At 37.3% G+C, this 21,522-nt stretch carries 13 protein-coding genes and 1 pseudogene; 3 read left to right on the forward strand and 11 right to left on the reverse strand.

What is annotated here, in order from left to right; all coding sequences use genetic code 11:
- Positions 1-171: 171 nt before the first annotated feature.
- The 5 genes from addA to ACFILW_RS01460 all read right to left on the reverse strand — a co-directional run bounded on the left by addA (position 172) and on the right by ACFILW_RS01460 (position 11,980).
- Positions 172-3,648: a double-strand break repair helicase AddA gene (addA, locus tag ACFILW_RS01440; RefSeq protein ID WP_375684958.1), complete on the reverse strand. Its 3,477-nt coding sequence runs from the start codon at positions 3,646-3,648 to the stop codon at positions 172-174.
- Positions 3,645-6,767, reverse strand: a complete 3,123-nt coding sequence (gene addB, locus ACFILW_RS01445) for a double-strand break repair protein AddB (RefSeq protein ID WP_375684959.1) — start codon at positions 6,765-6,767, stop codon at positions 3,645-3,647. Before addB ends, addA begins: the two co-directional genes overlap by 4 nt.
- A gap of 368 nt (positions 6,768-7,135) precedes the next feature.
- A complete protein-coding gene (locus ACFILW_RS01450) occupies positions 7,136-8,710 on the reverse strand; it encodes a peptide chain release factor 3 (protein ID WP_375622035.1) in 1,575 nt (524 codons plus the stop codon).
- Complete coding sequence (locus ACFILW_RS01455) at positions 8,710-10,371, reverse strand: lysine--tRNA ligase (RefSeq protein WP_375645641.1); 1,662 nt, start codon at positions 10,369-10,371, stop codon at positions 8,710-8,712. The genes ACFILW_RS01450 and ACFILW_RS01455 overlap by 1 nt, the downstream gene beginning before the upstream one ends.
- Positions 10,372-10,744: 373 nt before the next feature.
- Positions 10,745-11,980, reverse strand: a complete 1,236-nt coding sequence (locus ACFILW_RS01460; protein ID WP_375684960.1) for an argininosuccinate synthase — start codon at positions 11,978-11,980, stop codon at positions 10,745-10,747.
- A gap of 171 nt (positions 11,981-12,151) precedes the next feature.
- On the opposite strand from ACFILW_RS01460, the gene ACFILW_RS01465 reads away from it, so the two are divergent.
- A complete protein-coding gene (locus ACFILW_RS01465; RefSeq protein ID WP_375622038.1) occupies positions 12,152-12,793 on the forward strand; it encodes a LysE family translocator in 642 nt (213 codons plus the stop codon).
- A gap of 786 nt (positions 12,794-13,579) precedes the next feature.
- Here the strand turns inward: ACFILW_RS01465 and rlmN are convergent.
- The 6 genes and pseudogenes from rlmN to lptC all read right to left on the reverse strand — a co-directional run bounded on the left by rlmN (position 13,580) and on the right by lptC (position 20,689).
- The gene (gene rlmN / locus ACFILW_RS01470) at positions 13,580-14,806 is read right to left on the reverse strand and encodes a 23S rRNA (adenine(2503)-C(2))-methyltransferase RlmN (protein WP_375684961.1); all 1,227 of its coding nucleotides are present in this window, start codon (positions 14,804-14,806) and stop codon (positions 13,580-13,582) included.
- 42 nt (positions 14,807-14,848) lie between these two features.
- The gene (locus ACFILW_RS01475) at positions 14,849-15,352 is read right to left on the reverse strand and encodes an invasion associated locus B family protein (RefSeq protein ID WP_375622040.1); all 504 of its coding nucleotides are present in this window, start codon (positions 15,350-15,352) and stop codon (positions 14,849-14,851) included.
- Between the two features lie 1,840 nt (positions 15,353-17,192).
- Complete coding sequence (ptsN, locus tag ACFILW_RS01480) at positions 17,193-17,657, reverse strand: PTS IIA-like nitrogen regulatory protein PtsN (RefSeq protein WP_375622041.1); 465 nt, start codon at positions 17,655-17,657, stop codon at positions 17,193-17,195.
- Positions 17,658-18,572: 915 nt separating this feature from the next.
- Positions 18,573-19,298 (reverse strand): annotated as a pseudogene (lptB, locus tag ACFILW_RS01485) (LPS export ABC transporter ATP-binding protein); the annotation flags it as partial.
- Positions 19,299-19,373: 75 nt separating this feature from the next.
- Positions 19,374-19,973, reverse strand: a complete 600-nt coding sequence (locus ACFILW_RS01490; RefSeq protein WP_375622043.1) for an LptA/OstA family protein — start codon at positions 19,971-19,973, stop codon at positions 19,374-19,376.
- Between the two features lie 71 nt (positions 19,974-20,044).
- Complete coding sequence (gene lptC / locus ACFILW_RS01495) at positions 20,045-20,689, reverse strand: LPS export ABC transporter periplasmic protein LptC (RefSeq protein WP_375622044.1); 645 nt, start codon at positions 20,687-20,689, stop codon at positions 20,045-20,047.
- A gap of 184 nt (positions 20,690-20,873) precedes the next feature.
- Between lptC and ihfB the strand changes: the two genes are divergently transcribed.
- Together ihfB and ACFILW_RS01505 are read left to right on the forward strand one after the other, a co-directional pair.
- The gene (ihfB, locus tag ACFILW_RS01500; protein ID WP_273790186.1) at positions 20,874-21,152 is read left to right on the forward strand and encodes an integration host factor subunit beta; all 279 of its coding nucleotides are present in this window, start codon (positions 20,874-20,876) and stop codon (positions 21,150-21,152) included.
- 7 nt (positions 21,153-21,159) lie between these two features.
- Positions 21,160-21,456, forward strand: a complete 297-nt coding sequence (locus ACFILW_RS01505) for a LapA family protein (RefSeq protein WP_375622045.1) — start codon at positions 21,160-21,162, stop codon at positions 21,454-21,456.
- Positions 21,457-21,522 lie beyond the last annotated feature (66 nt).

Consider the following 21,522-nt stretch of genomic DNA (forward strand, 5'->3'; position numbering starts at 1 on the left):
GTTATCCTTTATATTCATTTCTATACATTGGTATGATAACAATTCATATCAAGTTATTGCAAAGATAAATTATTAAGAGACTTTTCTACACCAAAGATTGTATAGGGTGTTTGTTTGAGTAATTTTATGAAAGTAAAAAAGCCTAAAGACGCTTTGAAGAGAAAAAGCAACTTATAAAGCAATTTCACCAAGAAATGCCTCAAGTTTTTCTGGAAGAAGTTTAAAAATTTTAGCTTCTTTACTGTAGATAAGCAGAGCTTGGACATCTTTATCGGGATGAATGGCTTGCAACAATTTTCGGTAAAGAGCCATTTGCAACCAATGATGGGAAGCAATAGCAGCTTCATTTTCTGGTGGAGTTCCGGTTTTAAAATCGGCAAAGATAATGCTGTTTTGCGTGATGTAGAGACGGTCAATTTGACCAGAGATTGCTTGTTCTTTTCCACGAATTTTTACAATACCCATTAAGGAAACCTCAGCACGTGAATGCTCAGAAAAAAGGGGTTTGAGATAAACATGATCTAATATTTTCCAAATATGGCAAAGAGCATCTTCTCTTTGGCTCTCATGCCAATGAGAGGCTTTGATATTGAGATAGTTTCGAGCATAATCTCGACGTTTTTGTGGGGGACAATCGGGTAAATATTGTAACAATCGATGAACGAGATTACCATATTCAATGGAAAAAGCTCTGTTTGTGTTCATGGCTCCTAAAACAGGTGAAGTGGTAAACTGTTTTGGATTTGAGAATAGCTCTGTATCAGCTTCAATGGAAAGGCTCGCCACTGACGGTTTTAACGGTTTTGGGAGCACCGGTTCTGCTGGGACTTTATGGGAGAAAAAGTCTGGTAGAGGTGGAAGTGTTTGGCATTCAACGGAAGAAATTTTTTGGTTTATAGAAGTAGAAGAAGGCGGTGTAATGCAATAACGCCAAGCTGCAATATCTTCCGCAGGACCTTTTATAGCTACCGCATGCGGTTCGAGAGCTCTCTTTACCAGTTGTAACCATGTATGAGATGGCGTTTTCTGATTTGTATACCCGCAAACAAACAAGCGATCTTCAGCGCGTGTCATTCCTACATAAAGAAGGCGCCTATACTCCTCTTCAGCACGCTCTTTTAAACGCAAAATTGCTTGTTTAGAAGGCATTGTATCGAATTCTGCATTAGGGCGCCAGATAAAAGCTTGTTGGTCACTCAAATATGCATTGTTCAAGGGAACTTCAAGCAAGTGAGGTGAATGCTGGGGATGCCAAATCGCACTACCGGGATCAACTAAAAATACAACAGCAGCCTCCAGTCCTTTTGCGGCGTGAACAGTCATGATGCGAATTTCTTCATGATTTTGGTCAAACTCACGTTTAATTTCTGGTTCACTGACACTTAATGTTTCCAAAAAAGCTTGTAATCCTGGTAACCCCGTTTTTTGAATCGCGAGTGTGTAGTCCATAAAAGCATCAAGCACATCATTGGCTTCCGAGCCTAAGCGCGCTAAAATTTTTTGTCGTCCCTTATCATCATTTAAGATATGACTATAGAATTCGAAGACTGGTATTTTATCCACTAAAGTACGATATTGACTCAAGCTTTCAAAAGTATCTTTAAAAGGAATATGCGACGATGCCTGTTCACAAAGGCTTTTCCAAAGGGAGCCTGTACGGTGAGCGGCAAGTTGATAAAGCTCCTCTTCGCTAAGCGCAAAGAGTGGACTTTTTAAAACACAAGCAAGAGACAAATCGTCTTGTGGTTGCAAAACAAAACGTCCGAGTGCCATTAAATCACGCACACTCATATGTTTTATAAGCTGTAAACGGTCTGCACCAGCGACGGGTATATTGCGTTGTTTAAGGGCACGAGAAAGCGCTAGGGCAAATTGATCACGCTTACGAACCAAAACCATAATATCACTAGCACGCAATAACCGCCCTTTTGCTGGAAGCATTTCTCCTTTGTGTAACCAGCCTGCAATCGTTTCAGCAACTTTTTCTGCCAAACGTACTGCTGGTATATCTAAATGATCAACAGTTACATGCCAATCATCAGGAAATTCGTCTTTTTCTTTAGAAATGGCATCCCATAAAATAACTTCACCTGGACTGTGAGTACGGATAGCTTCGTGTATGGTTTTTGTATTTTCTGCTGAAAGCCCTTTATAATTCTCTGGTGTTTCAAAGACAAGATCCACACTTTTAAGAACATCGGCTGTGGAGCGAAAAGAGTAATTCAATTGTATTTTTTCAAATTTCTGCTTTGCTTGTTGTGCTTTTTTTTGAATAATTTTGCCATTTGCAGCAAAATTTTCTGGTGCAGCGCCCTGAAAGGAATAAATAGACTGTTTTTCATCTCCAACAGCGAAAAGAGTACGTATATTGTCACGTTGACTATGACCTGTAAAAAATTCTTGCGCTAAAAGTTGAATAATTTTCCATTGATCAGGGTTCGTATCTTGTGCTTCATCAAGCAAAATATGATCAAGACCCTTATCAAGTTTATAGTGCACCCATTGGCTTGCGCCTTCACGTTGCAACAAATGGAGTGTGCGCTCAATGAGATCATCAAAGTTTAAAAAACCATTGGCTTTTTTTAAATTTGCATAAATTTTGAGATAAAGGGCACAAAGCTGAAAAGCAGCCATATTGAGGGTGGCAACTTTTGCACAGTGATATTTTTCTAAAAGAACAGAAAGCTTGCTTTGTTTATCTTTAATCAATTGTTGAATAAAAGGCCAAATTTCATCTGATTTTTTAGACGATATAAGTGCAAAATTACGAGGTTTACCTTCTGTTGTAAAATAAATATTTGAAACAATATCAATGATAGTTTCTTCATCACAAGCGGTTTCTAATTGGGGAAGTTTTTCAATGATACTCTTAGTGTTTTTATTCCCATGGGTTTCACAATGGTTAAGAGCATAAAGAGGAAGACGAGCAGTCTGTTGAATTTTTTCTAGTAATTGCTGATTTGTATCATCAGGTGCTAAATTAAACAGCGCCCGCAATTTTTCTTCTCCATTTTCAGACAGAAGAGAAGACAAAAAATCAGACAGTTTATGTTGCTTTTCAGCTGCTTCATACAGCAATTGGTTAAAAGTATGTTCACTGATAACCTTAAGCAGCTGTTTTAGAGCGGGTTGTATATCATGATGCTTTAAAAGTTGGCAGCGGGCTTCTTGTAGTAATTTCTTGCGGTTGATATCATCTATGAGTTCGAAATGTCCAGCAATATTGGCTTCTAGCATAAATTGATGCAAGAGAGATTCGCAAAATGCGTGAATAGTCTGTATTTTCAAACCACCAGGTGTTTCTAAAGCACGAGCAAAGAGTTGGCGCGCATAGGTTATTTTTGTTGCACTGATAGGTTTGTTTTCAAACTTCGATAAGATTTCTTTAAGCTGTGCATCATCGAGTTCATTCCAGCTGGAGAGTGTGCGAAAAATCCGCGATTGCATAACAGCGGCGGCGGCTCTCGTGTAAGTAAGGCATAAAATACGTGCTGGAGAAGTACCGTTTAAAAGCAAACGAATAACGCGTTCGGTTAGAACATGGGTTTTTCCAGATCCTGCATTTGCAGAAACCCATACATGTGTTTTTGGATGTGTTGCTGTTGCTTGTGCATCAAGGGCTGCTTCAGGAATAAAAAAAAGAGTCATGATTGATCTCCTTTATGAAATCCATTTGACCATTCCCATAAGCGTGCCAGATGATCATAGTCACTTTCATATTGTTTTAACATAGGGACTGCGTGTGAAAGATAGCCTTGTTGTGGATTTTGATAATACTCCATTAACGCGATAAGATGTTCCCACGCCCTTTCACCAAGATTAATAACATTTTGGTGATCTTTTTCCGCTTTTTCTGAAAGAATTAATTGAGGAGTAATCTTACCTTTTCCATTAAGAGGAATATAAAATAGTTTTGAGGGGGACAGATTTTGAAAATCTGTAAAAGCTCCTCTCATTAATAGAGCGGTTTCCAATGCTAATTGTGGAAATAATAATTCGCGAACCTGTTTTGATGAAGGGGGTGTACTCGTTTTAAAATCAAGTATTTCAACCGTTTTGTTTGGCAATATATCAATACGATCAGCACGTCCTGAAAGAGTTACACCTGTTGTACCTATGGGTATTTTTTGCGATTCCACTTCCGAATGTCGTATTCGGGGTTCTAGACTTTGTTCCCATTGCAGAATAAAGGGAGCAAGATTTTCAAATGTATTCCACCAGATTGTTTCAACATCAGCAGGCAAATTAAACTTATCAAATTCTTTACGTCCAATAGCGAGCAACACATCTAATGCATTTGCAGCATTTAGATTTTTTATTTGTGTGCAAAAATCTGCAAGAATAGCGTGATAAAGTGTTCCGCGTTCAGAAGCACCAGGGTCATGAATAAGGGCTTTAAGTGGTTTGAGCCTTAAGATTTTTTTAGCATAAATGGCATAAGGGTCATGGCGTAACGTTGTTATTTCGGTGATGGAAAAATGACGTGGACGCACTGCAATGGGTGGCACAGGGCAAGGGCGTGTTGCACAAGCAGACATGTCCGTATTGTCAAGCATCTTTGCCCAATGGCGTATCTTTTCACCTCGTGCACGGATTTGTTTCCAAACTTGTTGTCCTACGACAGTTTCTAAGCGTTGTAGCCAGCGTGAAGGGAGAGAAGGAACATGATCAACTCGTAGTGCTCGGCTCATCACCACTTTATCCATTCCCATCGCCCATTGAAAATCATGCGCGGAAAGACCAATACGCTGTTCTGGTGGTTCCAGAGTTAACATCATTTTCATCGGTCGCGATAAAAAAGCATCATTTCGGGTTGATATCGGCCATGACCCTTCATTAAGACCGCCGATGACCACTGTATCAACCGTTTGCAAACGCGATTCCAAAGTACCCCAGATGAATAAACGTGGATGTCCTCCAGGCGAAGGTGCGACGGAACGGGTTGCTATTATGGCAGAAAACATAGCGGGCCATTCACAAAGATGAAATGTTAATCCCGATTGATCACTGACCAATTCACGCAAAAAATTTGATAAGGCTTGTCCTGCTTCATGTTGATAAAGATGTGCAAGAGAATTATCCTCATTGCGACCAAAATTTTCAAAAACCTCAACAGTTGCTATTGCAGCCTCATTGATGGTGCATTCTTTCTCTTGTTTCATAAGAGACGTTAAAGGCTCAACAGCTTTTTTTAAAAGATGACAAAAGAGACGTGCTTCTTCACATTTCTGCTGATCAAGGGTGTTATTTTCAGAACTATTATGAAAAGATGTTTCAATCCATTTTTCAAGAAATTGATCACATTCGCAAAGATTAATACGCCCTGTATTCCCTCGAAGAACAAAAAGTTCAAAATTTTCTGCCATTTCTCGTAAACGATGACGGTTTTGTTGAAGTGTTGTAAGGGGATGTTTAAGAAGAGAAAGAAAAGCAATAGGATCATCAGGTTGCAATACATTTTCTAAGATAAGCCGCAAAAGCGTTACAGGCAATGTTTGTGCAAGTGGTATACCACCTGAATCATTTGCTTCAATTCCAAATCGTTGTAATTCCGCAGAAACACGGCGTGCTAAATTACGGTCATTTGTAATAAGGGCTGCAGTTTTTTTGGGTTCTTCAATAGCTTTGCGTAAAGCAACAGCAATAGCAAGAGCTTCTTCACGTTCGTTTATAGCTTCAATAAATGACCAGTCTGCACAAAGAGTCTCATAATCATCACGGACAATTTGTACCCATTTATCTGTTGTAGAAGCTGGTCGGAGTGCTTCTGATAAAAGAGCCATTCGTCTTTTCTTTGTGCTACTCTGTTGGCCAATTTCGCAAACATGATGACGTTGACACTCCATGAGAGAAAGAAGTTTTTTTAAATGATATTGAGGATGGCTAAAAACATTTTCTGCAGGATCAAAAAAATCGCAAGCTGTTTTTTCTTTATTGCTTGTGCTTAATGCATTCCATTGTTCTTCATCCATATGAAGATCAAGACCAGGAAGAACAACAGCCCCTTTGGGCAGAGAAGCTATAACCTTTAAAAGATGAGAAACTGCGGGCATAGAACCTGACACACCAGCAGCAATGATAGGTTTATCAGGCTGCATGCATCGCAAAGTCTCTGCATGCATTGTGAGTACTTGATTACGCCATTCAGCGGGATTGCTTCGTTGCCTTTCGGTCAAGATTTGTGGCCAATTTTGCGTAACAATAGTCAGAAAGTCGAGCGTTATTTGCCACCATTCAGCAACCATGTCAGGTGCAATATCTTTAAGCTTCGACCAATCTGCTCCTTCTGTTTCAATTTCATCCATCAAATGTGCTAAATCTTGAGCAAGCCAAATTGCATCAGCACTATGAGCCGGAATAAGCACATCTTCTGTACCAAACATGGCACGCAGATGCGCAGGTAAATTTTCACGCCATGGGCGAATAAGGCGCGCTAAAAGCAGTAAGCGTTCACTTTTTCCAATGGGTGGATTCAGAGTGCTGGTATGATTTTCAACAAAAAGGAAACTGTCTTCATCGACATCTCCTAGAGCACGAATGGTTGGTAAGAAAGTTGATTGTGTATCGCTTCTTTCAACAAAGGCTAAACGTAAAGCGCGAGCAGCACGACGTGTCGGAACATAAATAAGGCTATCGGCAAGAGCAGTTTGAATATCTCCATTGGTAGCGAAATTATCAATAAGGGTACCGGAGAGCAGTGCCTCAACAAAGTGAGGCAAAAAAGCCATTCCAGAAGATATAGAAAAGACACGTGGTTTATACGTCATATGATCTCATATTGGGAATAACAAATTTTAGCTTATTGATTATTTGTATTATTTTGACTGTATACAATTTTCATACAAGAAAAAACTGAAAAGCTCTATTTATACAGGAGATTTTTAGCTGACATTCAAAATACTGAAATATATGACCTTGTCTTAAGCTATTGTGAAAAAATATATCAAAACTTTAAAAGACGTTACAATTACAAATATATTATAAATAAATTTACCGTATTCTTTATACAGTGCAATCTGAAAGTGTTCTTTACAGACTCCTTTTGTTTTCAGAAAAAATAACAATATTCAGATCCCTAACTCAATATGAAAAATCATTATCAACCAAATTGTTACATAAAAAATTCTTCTTTACATTAAAAGCTTACTTGATAATCTTTAAAAGTAGAAAATTTTATCTTAGGAGCTCTTTCTGCTTCATAATTTAATGAAAAATGGTTCTCCGCTAAAAAAACTGGATCACCTTCTAAATCATACGCAATAGCAGAGCGGTGATTGCTGAGAAACTTTTGCAACTCATCTTTGCTCTGCGCTGAAATCCAACGGCATAAATTAAAGCGTGCAGACTCAAAATTCACTGGCAAAGAATATTCTATTTTTAATCGCTCTTTTAAAACATCAATTTGCAAAGCACCAATAACACCAATGAGAGAAGGCGACCCATCATCAGGAATAAACAATTGCACAACCCCTTCTTCAGCCATTTGTTGCAAAGCTTCTTTGAGCTTTTTTGCTTTCATTGGATCGCCCAAACAAACACGACGCAAAATCTCTGGTGCAAAATTGGGTACCCCCTTAAAGAGGATATCTTCTCCTTCAGTCAAAGTATCGCCAATACGCAATGTTCCATGATTAGGAATCCCTACGATATCACCAGCATAGGCTTGATCAGCAATTTGGCGCGAACGCGCAAAGAAAAATTGTGGAGCCGAAAGTGTCATCGGTTTTCCTGTTCGGACCAACTTTGTTTTCATACCACGTTCAAGTGTTCCCGAACATACCCGAAAAAATGCAATACGATCACGATGATTAGGATCCATATTCGCTTGAATTTTAAAAACAAATCCCGTCATTTTAGGTTCAGTTGCTATGACATTGCGCTGATCTGCACTTTGATCACGAGGACTTTGACCAAAATCTATAAGCGCATTGATCAAATCACGAACACCAAAATTTCGTAAAGCTGAACCAAAATAAACCGGTGTCATATGACCTTCACGGAAAGCTTGAAGATCAAAATTCTTGCAAACACTTTGAGCAAGTTCTACCCCTTCAATAAAAGTGGAACGTTGATATTCAGGGAGTAAATGGACAACCTCTCTGGGATTTGAAACTATTTTCTGTGTTATCTCATCATCTTTTTGACGAAACCGATTATGATGAAGGTCATAGGTCCCGACAAAATCTTTACCCGACCCAATGGGCCATGTTATGGGGGCGGTATCAAGAGCAAGCTTTTCTTCAATTTCATCTAAAAGCTCTATAGGATCACGTGCCTCACGATCCATTTTATTGATAAAAGTAACAATAGGAATATCCCGCATCCGACACACTTCAAACAGTTTTAGTGTTCTAGGCTCAATCCCGCGGGCCCCATCCAATACCATGATAGCACTATCAACAGCTGTAAGCGTGCGATAAGTATCGTCTGCAAAATCTTCATGGCCTGGGGTATCTAGGAGATTAAAAATATGATTTTCATATTCAAACGTCATCACAGAAGTCACAACAGAAATACCACGATCACGCTCAATATTCATCCAGTCAGAACGGGTTTGAATACGATCTTTTTTGGCTTTTACTTCTCCTGCAAGTTGAATAGCACCACCAAACAATAAAAGCTTTTCCGTCAATGTTGTTTTCCCAGCATCTGGGTGAGCAATAATTGCAAATGTACGGCGTCGCTTTACTTCCTGCACTCTTCGTTCCATTATTCCTCCATAGGTCGTGCAAGTGTTTCAGCAATCAGTGCACGCATTTCATTAATCCCATAAAGCGCTATAAATGATCCCCATCGTGGACCTCGCTCTTGTCCAAGAAGGACTTCATACAACATTTGAAAAAAAACATTGGAAACACCAGGCCCACCTTCAGGGCTTTTTTTGCTATGATCTTGATAGCGTTCCGTTAACCGTGCAACATCAAGAAGCATATTTTGTAATATGTTGCCATCAACAGTTTCAGGTAAATGAGCTAATTTTTCATCAATTTGTGCTAATGTTGCTCGTTCGCTGTCATCTGGTATACGAAATTTTTTGTTTGGTTTAACAAAAACATCAAAATACTTAATGGCAAACTTCACCAATTGATCAAGTTCTGGATACGTTTGTGCATTTGCTCCTTTAGCGTAACGAGAAATAAAACCCCAAAGAACTTCTGCATTCTCCGCATTTGAAGCACTTACCAAATTCAAAAGCATCGCAAAGGATACAGGCAAATCAACCTGCGGTGGACAACCATTATGAATATGCCATACAGGATTACTAAGCCGTTCTTGCCAACTTTGACGACCATAAGCAGAAAGATGCGCATAATATTCATCCACAGCTTTAGGAATAACATCAAAATAAAGCCTTTTTGCTGTTTTGGGTTTTGAAAACATATAAAGCCCTAAACTCTCTGTTGGGGCATAAGTAAGCCATTCATCAATGGTTAAGCCATTTCCCTTGGATTTGGAAATTTTCTGCCCTTTCTCATCTAAAAAGAGCTCATAATTAAATCCTTCTGGAGGCTTTCCACCTAGTACTTTACAAATTTTAGAAGAAAGATTTGTGGAATCGATAAGATCTTTTCCTGCCATTTCATAATCAATGCCAAGCGCTGTCCAGCGCATTGCCCAATCAACCTTCCACTGACACTTAACTTTTCCCCCCGTAACCTCTGTTTCTATAGTTTCTCCTGTTTCAGGTTCAATATAAGTGACTGTCCCTTTTTCAACATTCCGCGCAATCATCGGCACCTGTAATACTTTTCCAGAAAAAGGGGAAATCGGTAAAAAGAGAGAATAGGTCGCCTGTCGCTCTTCACCCAATGTTGGTAAAATAATTGCCATCACCTTGTCATAACAAGCAAGGATTTTTAAAAGTGTTTCATCAAAACGACCGGAACTGTAATAATCCGTAGCACTTGCAAATTCATAATCAAAACCAAAACGATCAAGAAAAGCCCGTAAACGTGCATTATTTGCCGCCCCAAAAGAAGGATAATCATCTCCAAAAGGATCAGGTACACGGCTCAAAGGTTGACCAAGATAATGTTCCATCTTTTTGCGATCTGGTACATTTTCAGGAACCTTGCGCAAACCATCCATATCATCAGAAAAACAAAGCAATTTTGTTTTTATTTTATTCTCCGTGAGAATATGAAATGCATGACGCACCATGGTCGTACGTGCAACTTCTCCAAAAGTTCCAATATGCGGTAAACCAGAAGGTCCATAACCGGTCTCAAATATTACACTGTCTGGATAACCCGTCTTTTCATACCGTTTGATAATCTTACGTGCTTCTTCAAATGGCCAAGTTCTCGATTGAGCAGCCGCATCCTTTAATTCAGGCGTAAGGCTAAGGGCATCACACTGATTACGCATCATTATTTATCCTAAAAATTATAATCTTTCAAAGTAGGGTGTATGGTTCTTGAATTTATTCGTCAATAATAGCAAGCAAAAAGATGAAAATTTCTTTATACTCTTAAGTCACAATACAAAAACCGCCTTCGTTATAAACATATTTTGTTCTGATAAAAATCAAAAACATTCAATATTATAAAGCAAAATTGACTTGTTTTGATTATCGAAGCCTTCATTGCTATGATTATCATGGGTTTTGCTTATTATATTTATTAGCGCAAAAGATAAGCTTCTAGTATTGAACGAAAGAACTGTAAAAACCAACAGAAAAAATGCTTAAACTAGGCATTTCATACAAAAGCATTGCCCCACATGATACTTATCAAAGTATTTTTTATTTCTTTTCTTTATCACCTTGATGACGCTTTGCTAATGTACGTAAACGTAGGGCATTTAATTTAATAAAACCAGTTGCATCTCTTTGATCATAAACACCTTGATCATCCTCAAAAGTTACCAATTCACTCGAATAAAGTGATTTTTTACTTTGGCGCCCTTCAACAATCACGTTCCCCTTATAGAGCTTTAACGTGACTTCACCTTCAACATGTTCTTGAGATAAATCAATCGCTGCCTGTAACATCTTACGTTCGGGAGAAAACCAAAAGCCATAATAAATGAGTTCTGCATAACGCGGCATCAATTCATCTTTCAAATGAGCGGCACCCCGATCTAGCGTTAAAGATTCTATAGCTCTGTGAGCCGTCAAAAGAATGGTCCCCCCTGGTGTTTCATAAATACCCCGCGATTTCATACCTACAAAACGATTTTCTACCAAATCCAACCGACCAATACCATTATCCCGCCCATAATGATTCAATTCTGCAAGTAAAGTTGCAGGAGATAAATTTTTTCCATTGATTGAGACAGCATCGCCTTTTTTAAAGCCAAGAGTGATGATGGTCGCTTGATCTGGAGCATATTCCGGCGAAAGAGTACGCATATGGACATATTCAGGAGCAGGAAATGCCGGATCTTCTAAAATCTTTCCTTCTGATGAAGAATGTAATAAATTTGCATCCACTGAAAAAGGTGCTTCGCCTTGCTTATCCTTTTCTATAGGAATTTGATGCATACGCGCAAATTCAAACAGATCTGTCCGACTCTTAAAATCCCAATCACGCCATGGAGCAATAATCTTTATATCAGGATTAAGCGCATAAGCGGAAAGCTCAAAGCGTACCTGATCATTGCCTTTGCCCGTTGCTCCATGAGCAATTGCATCTGCCCCTGTTTCCTTAGCAATTTCAATAAGACGTTTTGAAATAAGTGGACGTGCAATTGATGTTCCTAAAAGATAAGTCCCTTCATAAACGGTATTGGCTCGAAACATCGGAAACACAAAATCACGCACAAATTCTTCGCGCAAATCTTCAATGTAGATTTCTTTAACACCTAGCATTTCAGCTTTACGACGAGCAAGTTCTAGCTCTTCCCCCTGCCCCAAATCTGCTGTAAAAGTTACAACTTCAACACCTAGCGCACTTTGTAACCATTTGAGAATAATTGACGTATCCAATCCACCTGAATAAGCCAAAACAACTTTTCTAATATTTTGCCACTTTTTCATTTTAACGTTCTATATGAGCTACTTTTTGTATTTCTACCCAAAAATCAAAACGATGCAAGAAATATAAAAATAAATTCTTTTTAAGCAACATTAAAAAGACGCAAAAAGCGTAAATAAAGGTGCCTCAAAGTATAAATAGTGAACACTGCTTAAAAATAAGAGGAGATTTACGTGTCATTTCTACCGGAGTGGTCTATTGTTGTACAATTTGCTTTAGCATCGTTGATTTTAGCACTTATTCCAGGACCTGATATGATGCTTTCTGTAGGACGAACCATTACGCAAAGCAAAAAAGCTGGAATTATGTGCGCCTTGGGAAGTGCAACAGGGTTTGCTATTCAGGTTACCGCCGTAGCACTTGGCTTATCAGCACTTATCTTTACTACGCCACATACTTTTGTTCTTCTGAAAATTGTTGGCGCCTTTTACCTTTTATGGTTTTCCTTTCAAACGTTACGGAGAAATCCGACATTTTCCTTTGAACCAACATCTTCTAAATCTCAAAGCTCTAAACGTAACTATCTTGCTGGTATTGGAATTAATCTTCTCAATCCTAAAGTTATACTCTTTAACGCGACATTCTTACCACAATTTATCAATGCGAATGATCCTATGGCAACACAAAAGTTACTCTTCTTAGGACTCTCCTATATCCCTATTTCTTTCCCCATTACAATTTCAATTGTTTTTACAGCGCATAAACTTACCAAAATTCTCAAAAAAAAACCTCTTTATATTCGTATTCTCGACTGGCTTATCGCTGGTATTTTTACCAGCTTTGCCCTCCATCTCCTTATAGTTACAAAACATTGATTTATACGTGTAATGTATCGCTTTTAATTTAAATAAAACATCAAATATTGTAAGATTCTCTCATTCTGGAACTGTTTATGTTGAATTAAACAACACCTTTCCCCTTAGTAATCACAAGCAAAGCTGGAATTTTCGTATGGACAAAAACTATCTAAGAAAAGAATAAAAATACCTCTTATGAACCATCTTAAGTGCCAAAAACTGTTACAATATTGGGAGCTGAAAAATAGAATGGTGCTACTAACTTACGCCTTTGTTAAACGTAAAGATGGGACAGTATATACATTTTCACAGAAGCTTTTATGTTATATTCCTCAGGCATTATCGTGATATGAGGAGTGCACTAAGAGATACTTAAAAAACATATCAATGGACAACTCAATGGTATTTATATTTTAGATCCTCTGTTTTGCATATGAAGCGTGATCTTATTAAAGAGCGTCATAAACAAAAGCATGAGGCAATGTGCAATTTCCACTCTTAAAAAATATTATCGTAGATGTTTTTAAAAATCATAAAACCGAATTAAAGAGTATGATAATTAGTTACGATCCTTAAGACTTTATGTTCCCTCTAAATTAGGCTTTCTCCTCTTTTCAGAGATTACAAAACAGACTGTAAAGAATATCTTTCCCCCTATTTAACATATAAAAGCTGGAACTGTTCGTCTAGTACTTATCCATCTTAATCTCTATCTCACATATCCCATCGCATGAGGTTTGGATATTAAATTACAAATAAAAAAGCACAGGCTTTATATCACTATATCACTGAAAATAGCGTTAACTAATGACCAACGGCATCTTCAAATCGCAAACGTTCAGATTTCCGTAAGCGCTCTGAAGCCGATTTAAGCTGTCCACATGCCGCTAAAATATCGCGTCCACGCGGTATCCGAATAGGAGAAGCATAGCCCGCTTGATTAACGACATCGGCAAAACGCTCGATTTGCTCCCAATCAGAACACTGATAATTACTCCCTGTCCACGGATTAAAAGGGATTAAATTAATCTTAGCAGGAATCCCTTTCAATAACTGAATCAATCGCTTAGCATCATCTAAACTATCATTGATATCTTTTAGCATAACATATTCAAATGTGATTCGTTTTGCATTGGAAAGACCAGGATAATTACGGCAAGCATCCATTAGTAAAGCAAGCGGATATTTTTTATTAATGGGAACAAGCATATCCCTTAGTGTATCGTGTACTGCGTGGAGTGAAATTGCTAACATAACACCAATTTCTTCCCCAGTTCGGATAATTCCAGGAACCACTCCACTGGTCGAAAGCGTAATCCGACGTTTTGATAAAGAAAGCCCATCGCCATCAGAAGCAATTAATAAAGCTTTTTTTACAGCTTCAAAATTATAAAGAGGTTCCCCCATTCCCATCATAACAATATTGGTAATTTTGCGCCCTTCAACAGGAACAATTGCCCCATCAGGGGTATTCTTATCAGGAAAATCACCCAAACAATCACGTGCAACCAGTAGTTGTGCCAAAATCTCTTCTGCGGTCAGATTACGAACAAGCATCTGCGTTCCTGTATGGCAAAAAGAGCAGGTTAAAGTACACCCTACTTGCGATGAAAGACATAAAGTACCACGCCCTTCTTCAGGGATATAAACTGTTTCAATTTCAACAGGTCTTCCAGCTCCACGTGCAGGAAAACGTAAAAGCCATTTACGTGTACCGTCTTTTGATATTTGTTCTCCAACAATTTCTGGGCGCGCAATGGAAAAATGGCACTTAAGTGTTTCTTGCATTGCTTTAGAAATATTCAGCATCTCATCAAAATTTGAAACGCCACGTACATAAAGCCAATGCCAAAGTTGACGGACACGCATACGCGTTTGATGCTCTGGTACACCAACTGTCTTTAAAGCTTGCGCCATTTCATCTTGCGACAAACCAATTAAAGAGAGCTTAGAACTCTCCTTCACGACCACATTATCTGTTTTTCGTGCAAAACATGAACCAACTGGTCTAAGGTCATAAGAAATGGCCATTGCTTTCCAATTCACATCACTATTTTAGAAGTTATCAAAACCTTAATGGCACTTTTGAGCTGCATTTAATGCAGCAGTGACCCCTTTTAAGGAATAAGTATAGGTGGTATGCGTTCCTCTTTTTGATATCGCTTGCACTGTCATATTGTTTCCAGCACGCATAGCAGAAACAAGCTGCTTTTCTAGCTCTGATGACGCCAACCAAGCTGAGGAATCCTTCGTGAAAAAATCAAAGTCCTTATTTCCAATGGTCACTGTCACTCTCGACCCTTCTTGAAGCGTATAACCAGCCATGAACTGCGGTTCAAACAAAACAGGTGAATGAGAACGCTTGGTAATTAAGAAAAAGTTATCACCATGATTAACCGTCGTTGGAAGAGCCTTCAAAGGTACCGATAACACATAGCAAATCGTATTTTTGGGCGATTTATAAGAATAGGCCCCCCATGCTTCAAATTGATTTAAACGATTTGGCGTTTGTGCATATGCGGCCCCAGCTGTAACCAGAACCATTACAGATGCAGCAATAACAGTCTTTTCAAACATCTTTATTTAGCTCTCTTCTTTAGTCTCTAACAAGATTTTCTTCACTGGAAAAGTTCAACAAAAACTTCTCAATACTCATGTATCACTGTTCTAATTCCTCCAATAAGCAAAATACCTTCACACCAATCAAAATAGATCTCTACGTTTCATTGTGACCTTTTAGGTGTTACCAAAATATAAACTTCTTATTCAATAACCCCATTAAAAAATAACATTTTCACTTTATGCTACTCATTTCGTTTTTGTAAAAAACGATTTCTTTAAGCAATAGGACTCCAAAACGAGATGAAAATACACCACCACTCCGTTAAGAAATAAACTATACTCTTTAATATCACAAGAAATCTGCTGCAAAATTTTGCAAACACACCCTGCACTCCCCAAAAATTTCACAGCCTTGCGAATATCACTTCTCGACTTCACATATTTAATGCATTTATGTTCGTAAATACCTCACCTTTTACCCATTATAGTGTATTCATACTTCGTATTCAACATCGTCCCCATATCGCCTTTTCATAATCTTCAAAATATCTTAAAAAAATAATAGACTATTATCACTACATTGGTCATGAAACATAAAGTACTTAGATTCTGTCTCAACAACTACATGTCACTTTGTTTCTTTTGCTCCTATTAATTCTTCCTATATATTTCATCTCCAATTTTTAAGTTCTAAAGTGATTCTAGTCGCTTATAATAGCTTAAACATATTATTTTGAATGTATTAGACAATTCCTTTCTTTCTGTTACCAAAAACGTTTTAAGAATTTTTTGACAAGTCCCCTTATCTTATTTCTAAGTAATTCATAAAAAGAAATATAAACTTTTTTCTATAGCAGTTCTAACATTAGCGTTTTTTTAACAACATTTTAATCAATTAATGACACTTGAATAAATCTTCTTATGCACAAAAACTCTTTCATCCAACCTAAAGGTATAGTTTTCATTCTTACCGTACAAAATTATTTTTTAGTATGAGCTCTATATAACAGCTGACATCTAAATCATACTTAATCACACTTTGCCAGCTTCCAATATTGCTATAGCCCTTGGCACTTGAGACTGTTCATAAGAAGCATTTTTACTCATTTCTCATACAGTCTTATCCACACGGCTTTCCTCGATTGTAATCGTGTAAGTGAATGGTTTTGATTGATTCAACATAAATAGGTTCGGCATGAGGGAATCTTATGATATTCGGGGCTCTCATTCAACATGTAAAATATGTGAATTATCTTTATAAATCAAGATATTGATACACACAGGATACAGTATCCCTTATTTTCTACCTGAATCTTAATAATATTATCCCTAAATACTTAAAATTAATTTACAAAAAAATTCAATGCACGAATAAACTTTTCTATTGATGTCTTTCCCACCCTCAAAGAGCGAAGATTCTTAACCCAATCTGGTGTATAAAAAGTTTGGATTCTTGTTGAGCCGAGTTCCTCTTGCCTTCCCTCTAATGTGATTCACTTAACTAAAGGCTCTACAAATAAGTCCTGCTTAAGAATATTTACCACGCACTCTAAAAGCACTTAATATATTAAGAAGACTTACAGGTTTTATCTCACCACACCTCAAATGCTAATGTTTTTACAGTATAATAGGATAAAAAAATTCATGACCATAATAATTGGATGCTTTAATATACAAGAATAAGAAAGAACAAGCCCTTCGTTTTTGTTGCTCGCTCTTTAAAAAGAAGATTCACTTAGAAATGACTTTTAAAATCTCATGACGTAACCTTTTGTTATTAGTCTTAAGATGCAAATTATATTATTTCCTATGCTCTGTGGTGCATACATCGCAATTTATACGCTCATAATACCTTTTAAGCCGCATTTGATTCTGAAGTCTGAATCAATAAAGCATAAAGCGCATTGGCATTATGCGTATTGCGCAACTTTTGTACAACATCAGCATGACGCAAAACACGTGCAATCTGTGATAAAGCTTTTAAGTGATCTGCACCAGCATTTTCAGGTGCCAAAAGGAGAAAAACGAGATCTATAGGTTCGTCATCGAGAGCTTCAAAATCAACAGGACTTTCAAGACGCGCAAATATACCAACAATCCGATCAATATCAGGTAATTTCCCATGAGGAATCGCAATACCACCACCCAAACCCGTTGAACCAAGCTTCTCGCGTTGCAAAACAACATCAAAAATTACATGCTCACTAAGACCTGTCAGCTGTGACGCTTTTTCGGCTAAAATTTGTAGAACTTGTTTTTTCGAATTAGCCTTAAGAGCCGGAATGATCGCTTCCGGTGCTATTAACTCACTCAAATTCATACTTTAATTTTCCTCTTACACGCTCAAATGCTCATCAATAAACCTATAAACGGTATAGATATTTAATGTTCTTTCACTTTTCGCAACATCGCATATGCTGTTGTTTTTCAATTTAGAACGGATGATAACTCAATACATGTCATATCACTTTTAACACAACGATAAATGGTATTTAGCTTCTCATTAACGGCATGAGAAAATAAAGAAATGAAGTTGCTCATAAAGTTAATTTCCTTACGACTCTAGACAAAGGTCATTATTCATAAATTTATTAAACTTGTCATAAGAATTGATGTATAATTCGCCATCAGAGTTTTTCTTTCTTTAAAAATGATCCCTTAAATTAAGATGAAAAGCATACTGAGCAAAATGGACCTTTATTTTGGAAATTACTGTATAGCTTGAATACCGCCTTATAACAAGAATATAAAGGTTTTTAGAGATTTAATGGTTATTTTAAAAGATTTATAGATTTAGCCTGATATCTGTAGCCAAGCTCCTATTTTTAAATAGGGCTATATAAACCAATAAAATACGACAACTCCTATTGAATAACCGCAATATATAACCAGTGATCCTATTAAAATACCTAAAACAGCATCATCGATATATTATTTGATTCGACAGAGAAAAATATGATAAATACCTCTTACCTTTCAATAACACACGCACTTATTGAGAGTTTCGTTTATCACTCATTATCACGTTAATCTAGTGATATATTTTCTATGATACGATCATGAGTAAGCTAAACTTATAAAACAACAAACTAACTCTTTAATGATGAAGCTTTTTTCACCACTCAATAAAAACATTCTAAGGTTATAGTCATAAAAGAAGTTTTGGCATAAATAAGGAGATTTTCAGTAATAATGTTTGGTTAAACTTAAATGGAAACTCGTGAAAGCTCTAAAATCAAAGAGAAAACTGATTTCCTAAATAAATTCTGCGTACATCAACGTTGTTGATAATATCATTAGGACAACCGTGAACTAACACCCGCCCTGTATGAATAATATAAGCGCGATCGACAAGCCCTAATGTCTCACGCACATTATGATCTGTTATTAAAACACCAATGCCACGCTTCGTTAAATGACGAATAAGTTGTTGAATATCGAAAATAGCGATAGGATCAATTCCTGCAAATGGTTCATCAAGTAACATAAAATGGGGACGAGAAGCTAAAGCACGCGCAATTTCAAGTCGCCGACGTTCACCTCCAGATAACGAAAGTGCAGACATTTTACGTAAATGATCAATTTTAAATTCATGTAAAAGGCTATCTAACTCTTCACGCTGTTTAAGGCGATCTTTTTCAACGACCTCTAAAACAGCTTTAATGTTATTTTCTACTGAAAGACCACGAAAAATAGACGCTTCCTGTGGAAGATATCCAATACCTAAACGCGCACGTCGATACATCGGAAGATGCGTAATATCAAATCCATCAATTGTAATGGATCCTCCATCAGATTTTATGAGCCCCGTAACCATATAAAAACAAGTTGTTTTACCTGCCCCATTGGGCCCTAAAATGCCAACGGCTTCTCCCGTACGAATACCAAAAGAAACACCATTAACAGTTCGTCTTCTTCGATAAACTTTAATCAAATTACTGGCAATCAAGGTCCCTTTTAAGGGATTTTTTGAAGCTTCACTTTCAAGATTATATCTATCGGTCTGTTTTTCTCTTTTGATTCCAAACATGAAATCTTAATGGCCATTCTTTTGATTTTGTTTTAAAATAATAGAAACACGACCTTTTTTCTTAGGCGTCTCACAGCCTTCTAAAAAAGCCTTTCCGCTTTCCATATTTGCCGTTAGTTTGCACCCCGTTGCCACATTGTCACCATCAGTTAACACAACATGATTCCCTGTCAAACTCATCATTTTTGACTTTCCATCAAAAACGCCTTTATCACCCGTAGCAACTTGCGTAGCAATTTTTATATAAACTTTTCCTAAAGCTTCCATTTTTTGTATACTCGACGAACCAAATAAAGAAACAGATGATGCCTTTGTATCTTCCTTGTTTTTATCAATTTCTTTATATGCTTTATCGTAGTAAACAACTAATTCTGCCGTTCTTAAAAGACGTTCACCTTGCACCACTGAAACATCACCCTTAAAAAGCGCTATCCCTTCTTTATCACGTATTTCCAAAGAATCTGCATGAAGTTCTACCGGTTCTTTATCGCTAGATAGACTTATTCCAAAATGGGCCACTTCAGCATATCCTAAAACTGCTCCTCCTCCTAACATTCCCATGCTAAAAGCCAACATCACACCTATCCATCTTTTGTACGATTTCATTATTTCAATTCTTTTGTTTGTATATACGCATACTTTATAAATATCCTTTAAAGATTTGTATTGATATTGCGTTATTGCTTTTGAAGCACTAAATGCACACCACCATGGAAATACATGTTTTTTCCTTTTTCTCGAATTTGTAAGGCGTTTGCGGCAAGATGAAAACCGGCTTGCTGAATATTAACACGTTGATCTGTTTTTAACTGTCCCTCAGATAAGTTAATACTAGCTGACATAAATTGTACCATCATCCCATCATTCGTCGTAATGGTGAATGGCTTGTCCAACTGTAAAAAACCATTAATGTTATCGTAAACCCCCCCTTGTGCTGCGAGAAAAATCTGTCTTTGTTGGCCCATAAATGCTCTAGCTGTAATGTTTTGCAACCCAATCATTCCAGCGTGTGTATGGTCTTGAAATGCCTTTTCTGCTTTAAGCCAATAAGGTTCATGAGCACGCGTATACCCTTCTAATTTTGGATTAAGCATCGTCAAATTCATCACGCCACTTTCTCCATTATTCAAAGGCATAGAATCAGAAGTAACGGGAACTAAGAAAAACGTAAACCAGCAAAAAACCAGCGCTGAAATCAACGCTAAAAGAGGTAAAAAAATTTTTAATATGCTAATGCGACGCGAATGACGGGATGCTTTTTTTAAAACATCTCCAAAAGATGATTGCGTTGAAAAGGCTTTATAATGATTGTGTACGGACATACTCTCCTGATCTCTTAAATCCTCCGCATTTTTAATCTGTATACCCTTTATAGAAGGTATTTTCAAATTTTGTTTCTTGCAATTTGTTTTTTCTTGATTTTATTTTGCTTTTATCCGTTTATATATTGTAATATGCATGGAGTGCACAATTACAAAAATTTTTTTGTGTGAAAGTGAGGCTATTGTGGTAAAATCAGAGCTTGTGCAAATTATTGCTCGTCATAACCCGCATCTTTTTCAACGGGATGTGGAGAATATTGTAAACGCTATTTTTGAGGAAATTGCAACAGCACTTGCAAATGGCAATCGCGTTGAACTTCGTGGATTTGGAGCTTTTTCTGTAAAAAGCCGCTCAGCCCGTAATGGACGTAATCCACGAACAGGTGAAGCCGTTTCTGTTGAAGAAAAGTGGATTCCTTTTTTTAAAACTGGCAAGGATTTACGCGACCGTCTTAATCAGTGAGAAACTTATGATAATTAAACGTATTCTTCTAACAAGTATCAGTGTGATTCTCGCAGCGGTTTTGATTGTTTTTATCGTGGCTAATCGTCAAATGGTCCCGTTAACCCTTGATCCTTTTCGAGCAAATCCTGAAAGTTTTACTTATCATGCTCCCCTCTTTATATGGCTCTTTATTTTCTTTGGTTTTGGTGTTTTATTAGGAAATCTGATCAGTTGGTTTTCCTATCACAAATACAAAAAAGCTCTCAAAAAAAGTGAAGCTGAGATTGAAAAATTGAAAACATCTATCACAAATCTTGTGTAATGGTATTTAAATGAAATCTTTTATCTTTAGTATTTTATATTCAGTACAGAGTTAAAAGTGCTCTTT

The sequence above is a fragment of the Bartonella sp. TT110JLCBS genome (assembly GCF_042193405.1).
GTDB lineage: Bacteria > Pseudomonadota > Alphaproteobacteria > Rhizobiales > Rhizobiaceae > Bartonella.

Coding starts and splice junctions, on each gene's coding strand:
- addA (WP_375684958.1), bottom strand. CDS start 3,648: ATGACTCTTTTTTTTATTCCTGAAGCAGCCCTTGATGCACAAGCAACA.
- addB (WP_375684959.1), bottom strand. CDS start 6,767: ATGACGTATAAACCACGTGTCTTTTCTATATCTTCTGGAATGGCTTTT.
- ACFILW_RS01450 (WP_375622035.1), bottom strand. CDS start 8,710: ATGGAACGAAGAGTGCAGGAAGTAAAGCGACGCCGTACATTTGCAATT.
- ACFILW_RS01455 (WP_375645641.1), bottom strand. CDS start 10,371: ATGATGCGTAATCAGTGTGATGCCCTTAGCCTTACGCCTGAATTAAAG.
- ACFILW_RS01460 (WP_375684960.1), bottom strand. CDS start 11,980: ATGAAAAAGTGGCAAAATATTAGAAAAGTTGTTTTGGCTTATTCAGGT.
- rlmN (WP_375684961.1), bottom strand. CDS start 14,806: ATGGCCATTTCTTATGACCTTAGACCAGTTGGTTCATGTTTTGCACGA.
- ACFILW_RS01475 (WP_375622040.1), bottom strand. CDS start 15,352: ATGTTTGAAAAGACTGTTATTGCTGCATCTGTAATGGTTCTGGTTACA.
- ptsN (WP_375622041.1), bottom strand. CDS start 17,657: ATGAATTTGAGTGAGTTAATAGCACCGGAAGCGATCATTCCGGCTCTT.
- ACFILW_RS01490 (WP_375622043.1), bottom strand. CDS start 19,973: ATGAAATCGTACAAAAGATGGATAGGTGTGATGTTGGCTTTTAGCATG.
- lptC (WP_375622044.1), bottom strand. CDS start 20,689: ATGTCCGTACACAATCATTATAAAGCCTTTTCAACGCAATCATCTTTT.
- ACFILW_RS01505 (WP_375622045.1), top strand. CDS start 21,160: ATGATAATTAAACGTATTCTTCTAACAAGTATCAGTGTGATTCTCGCA.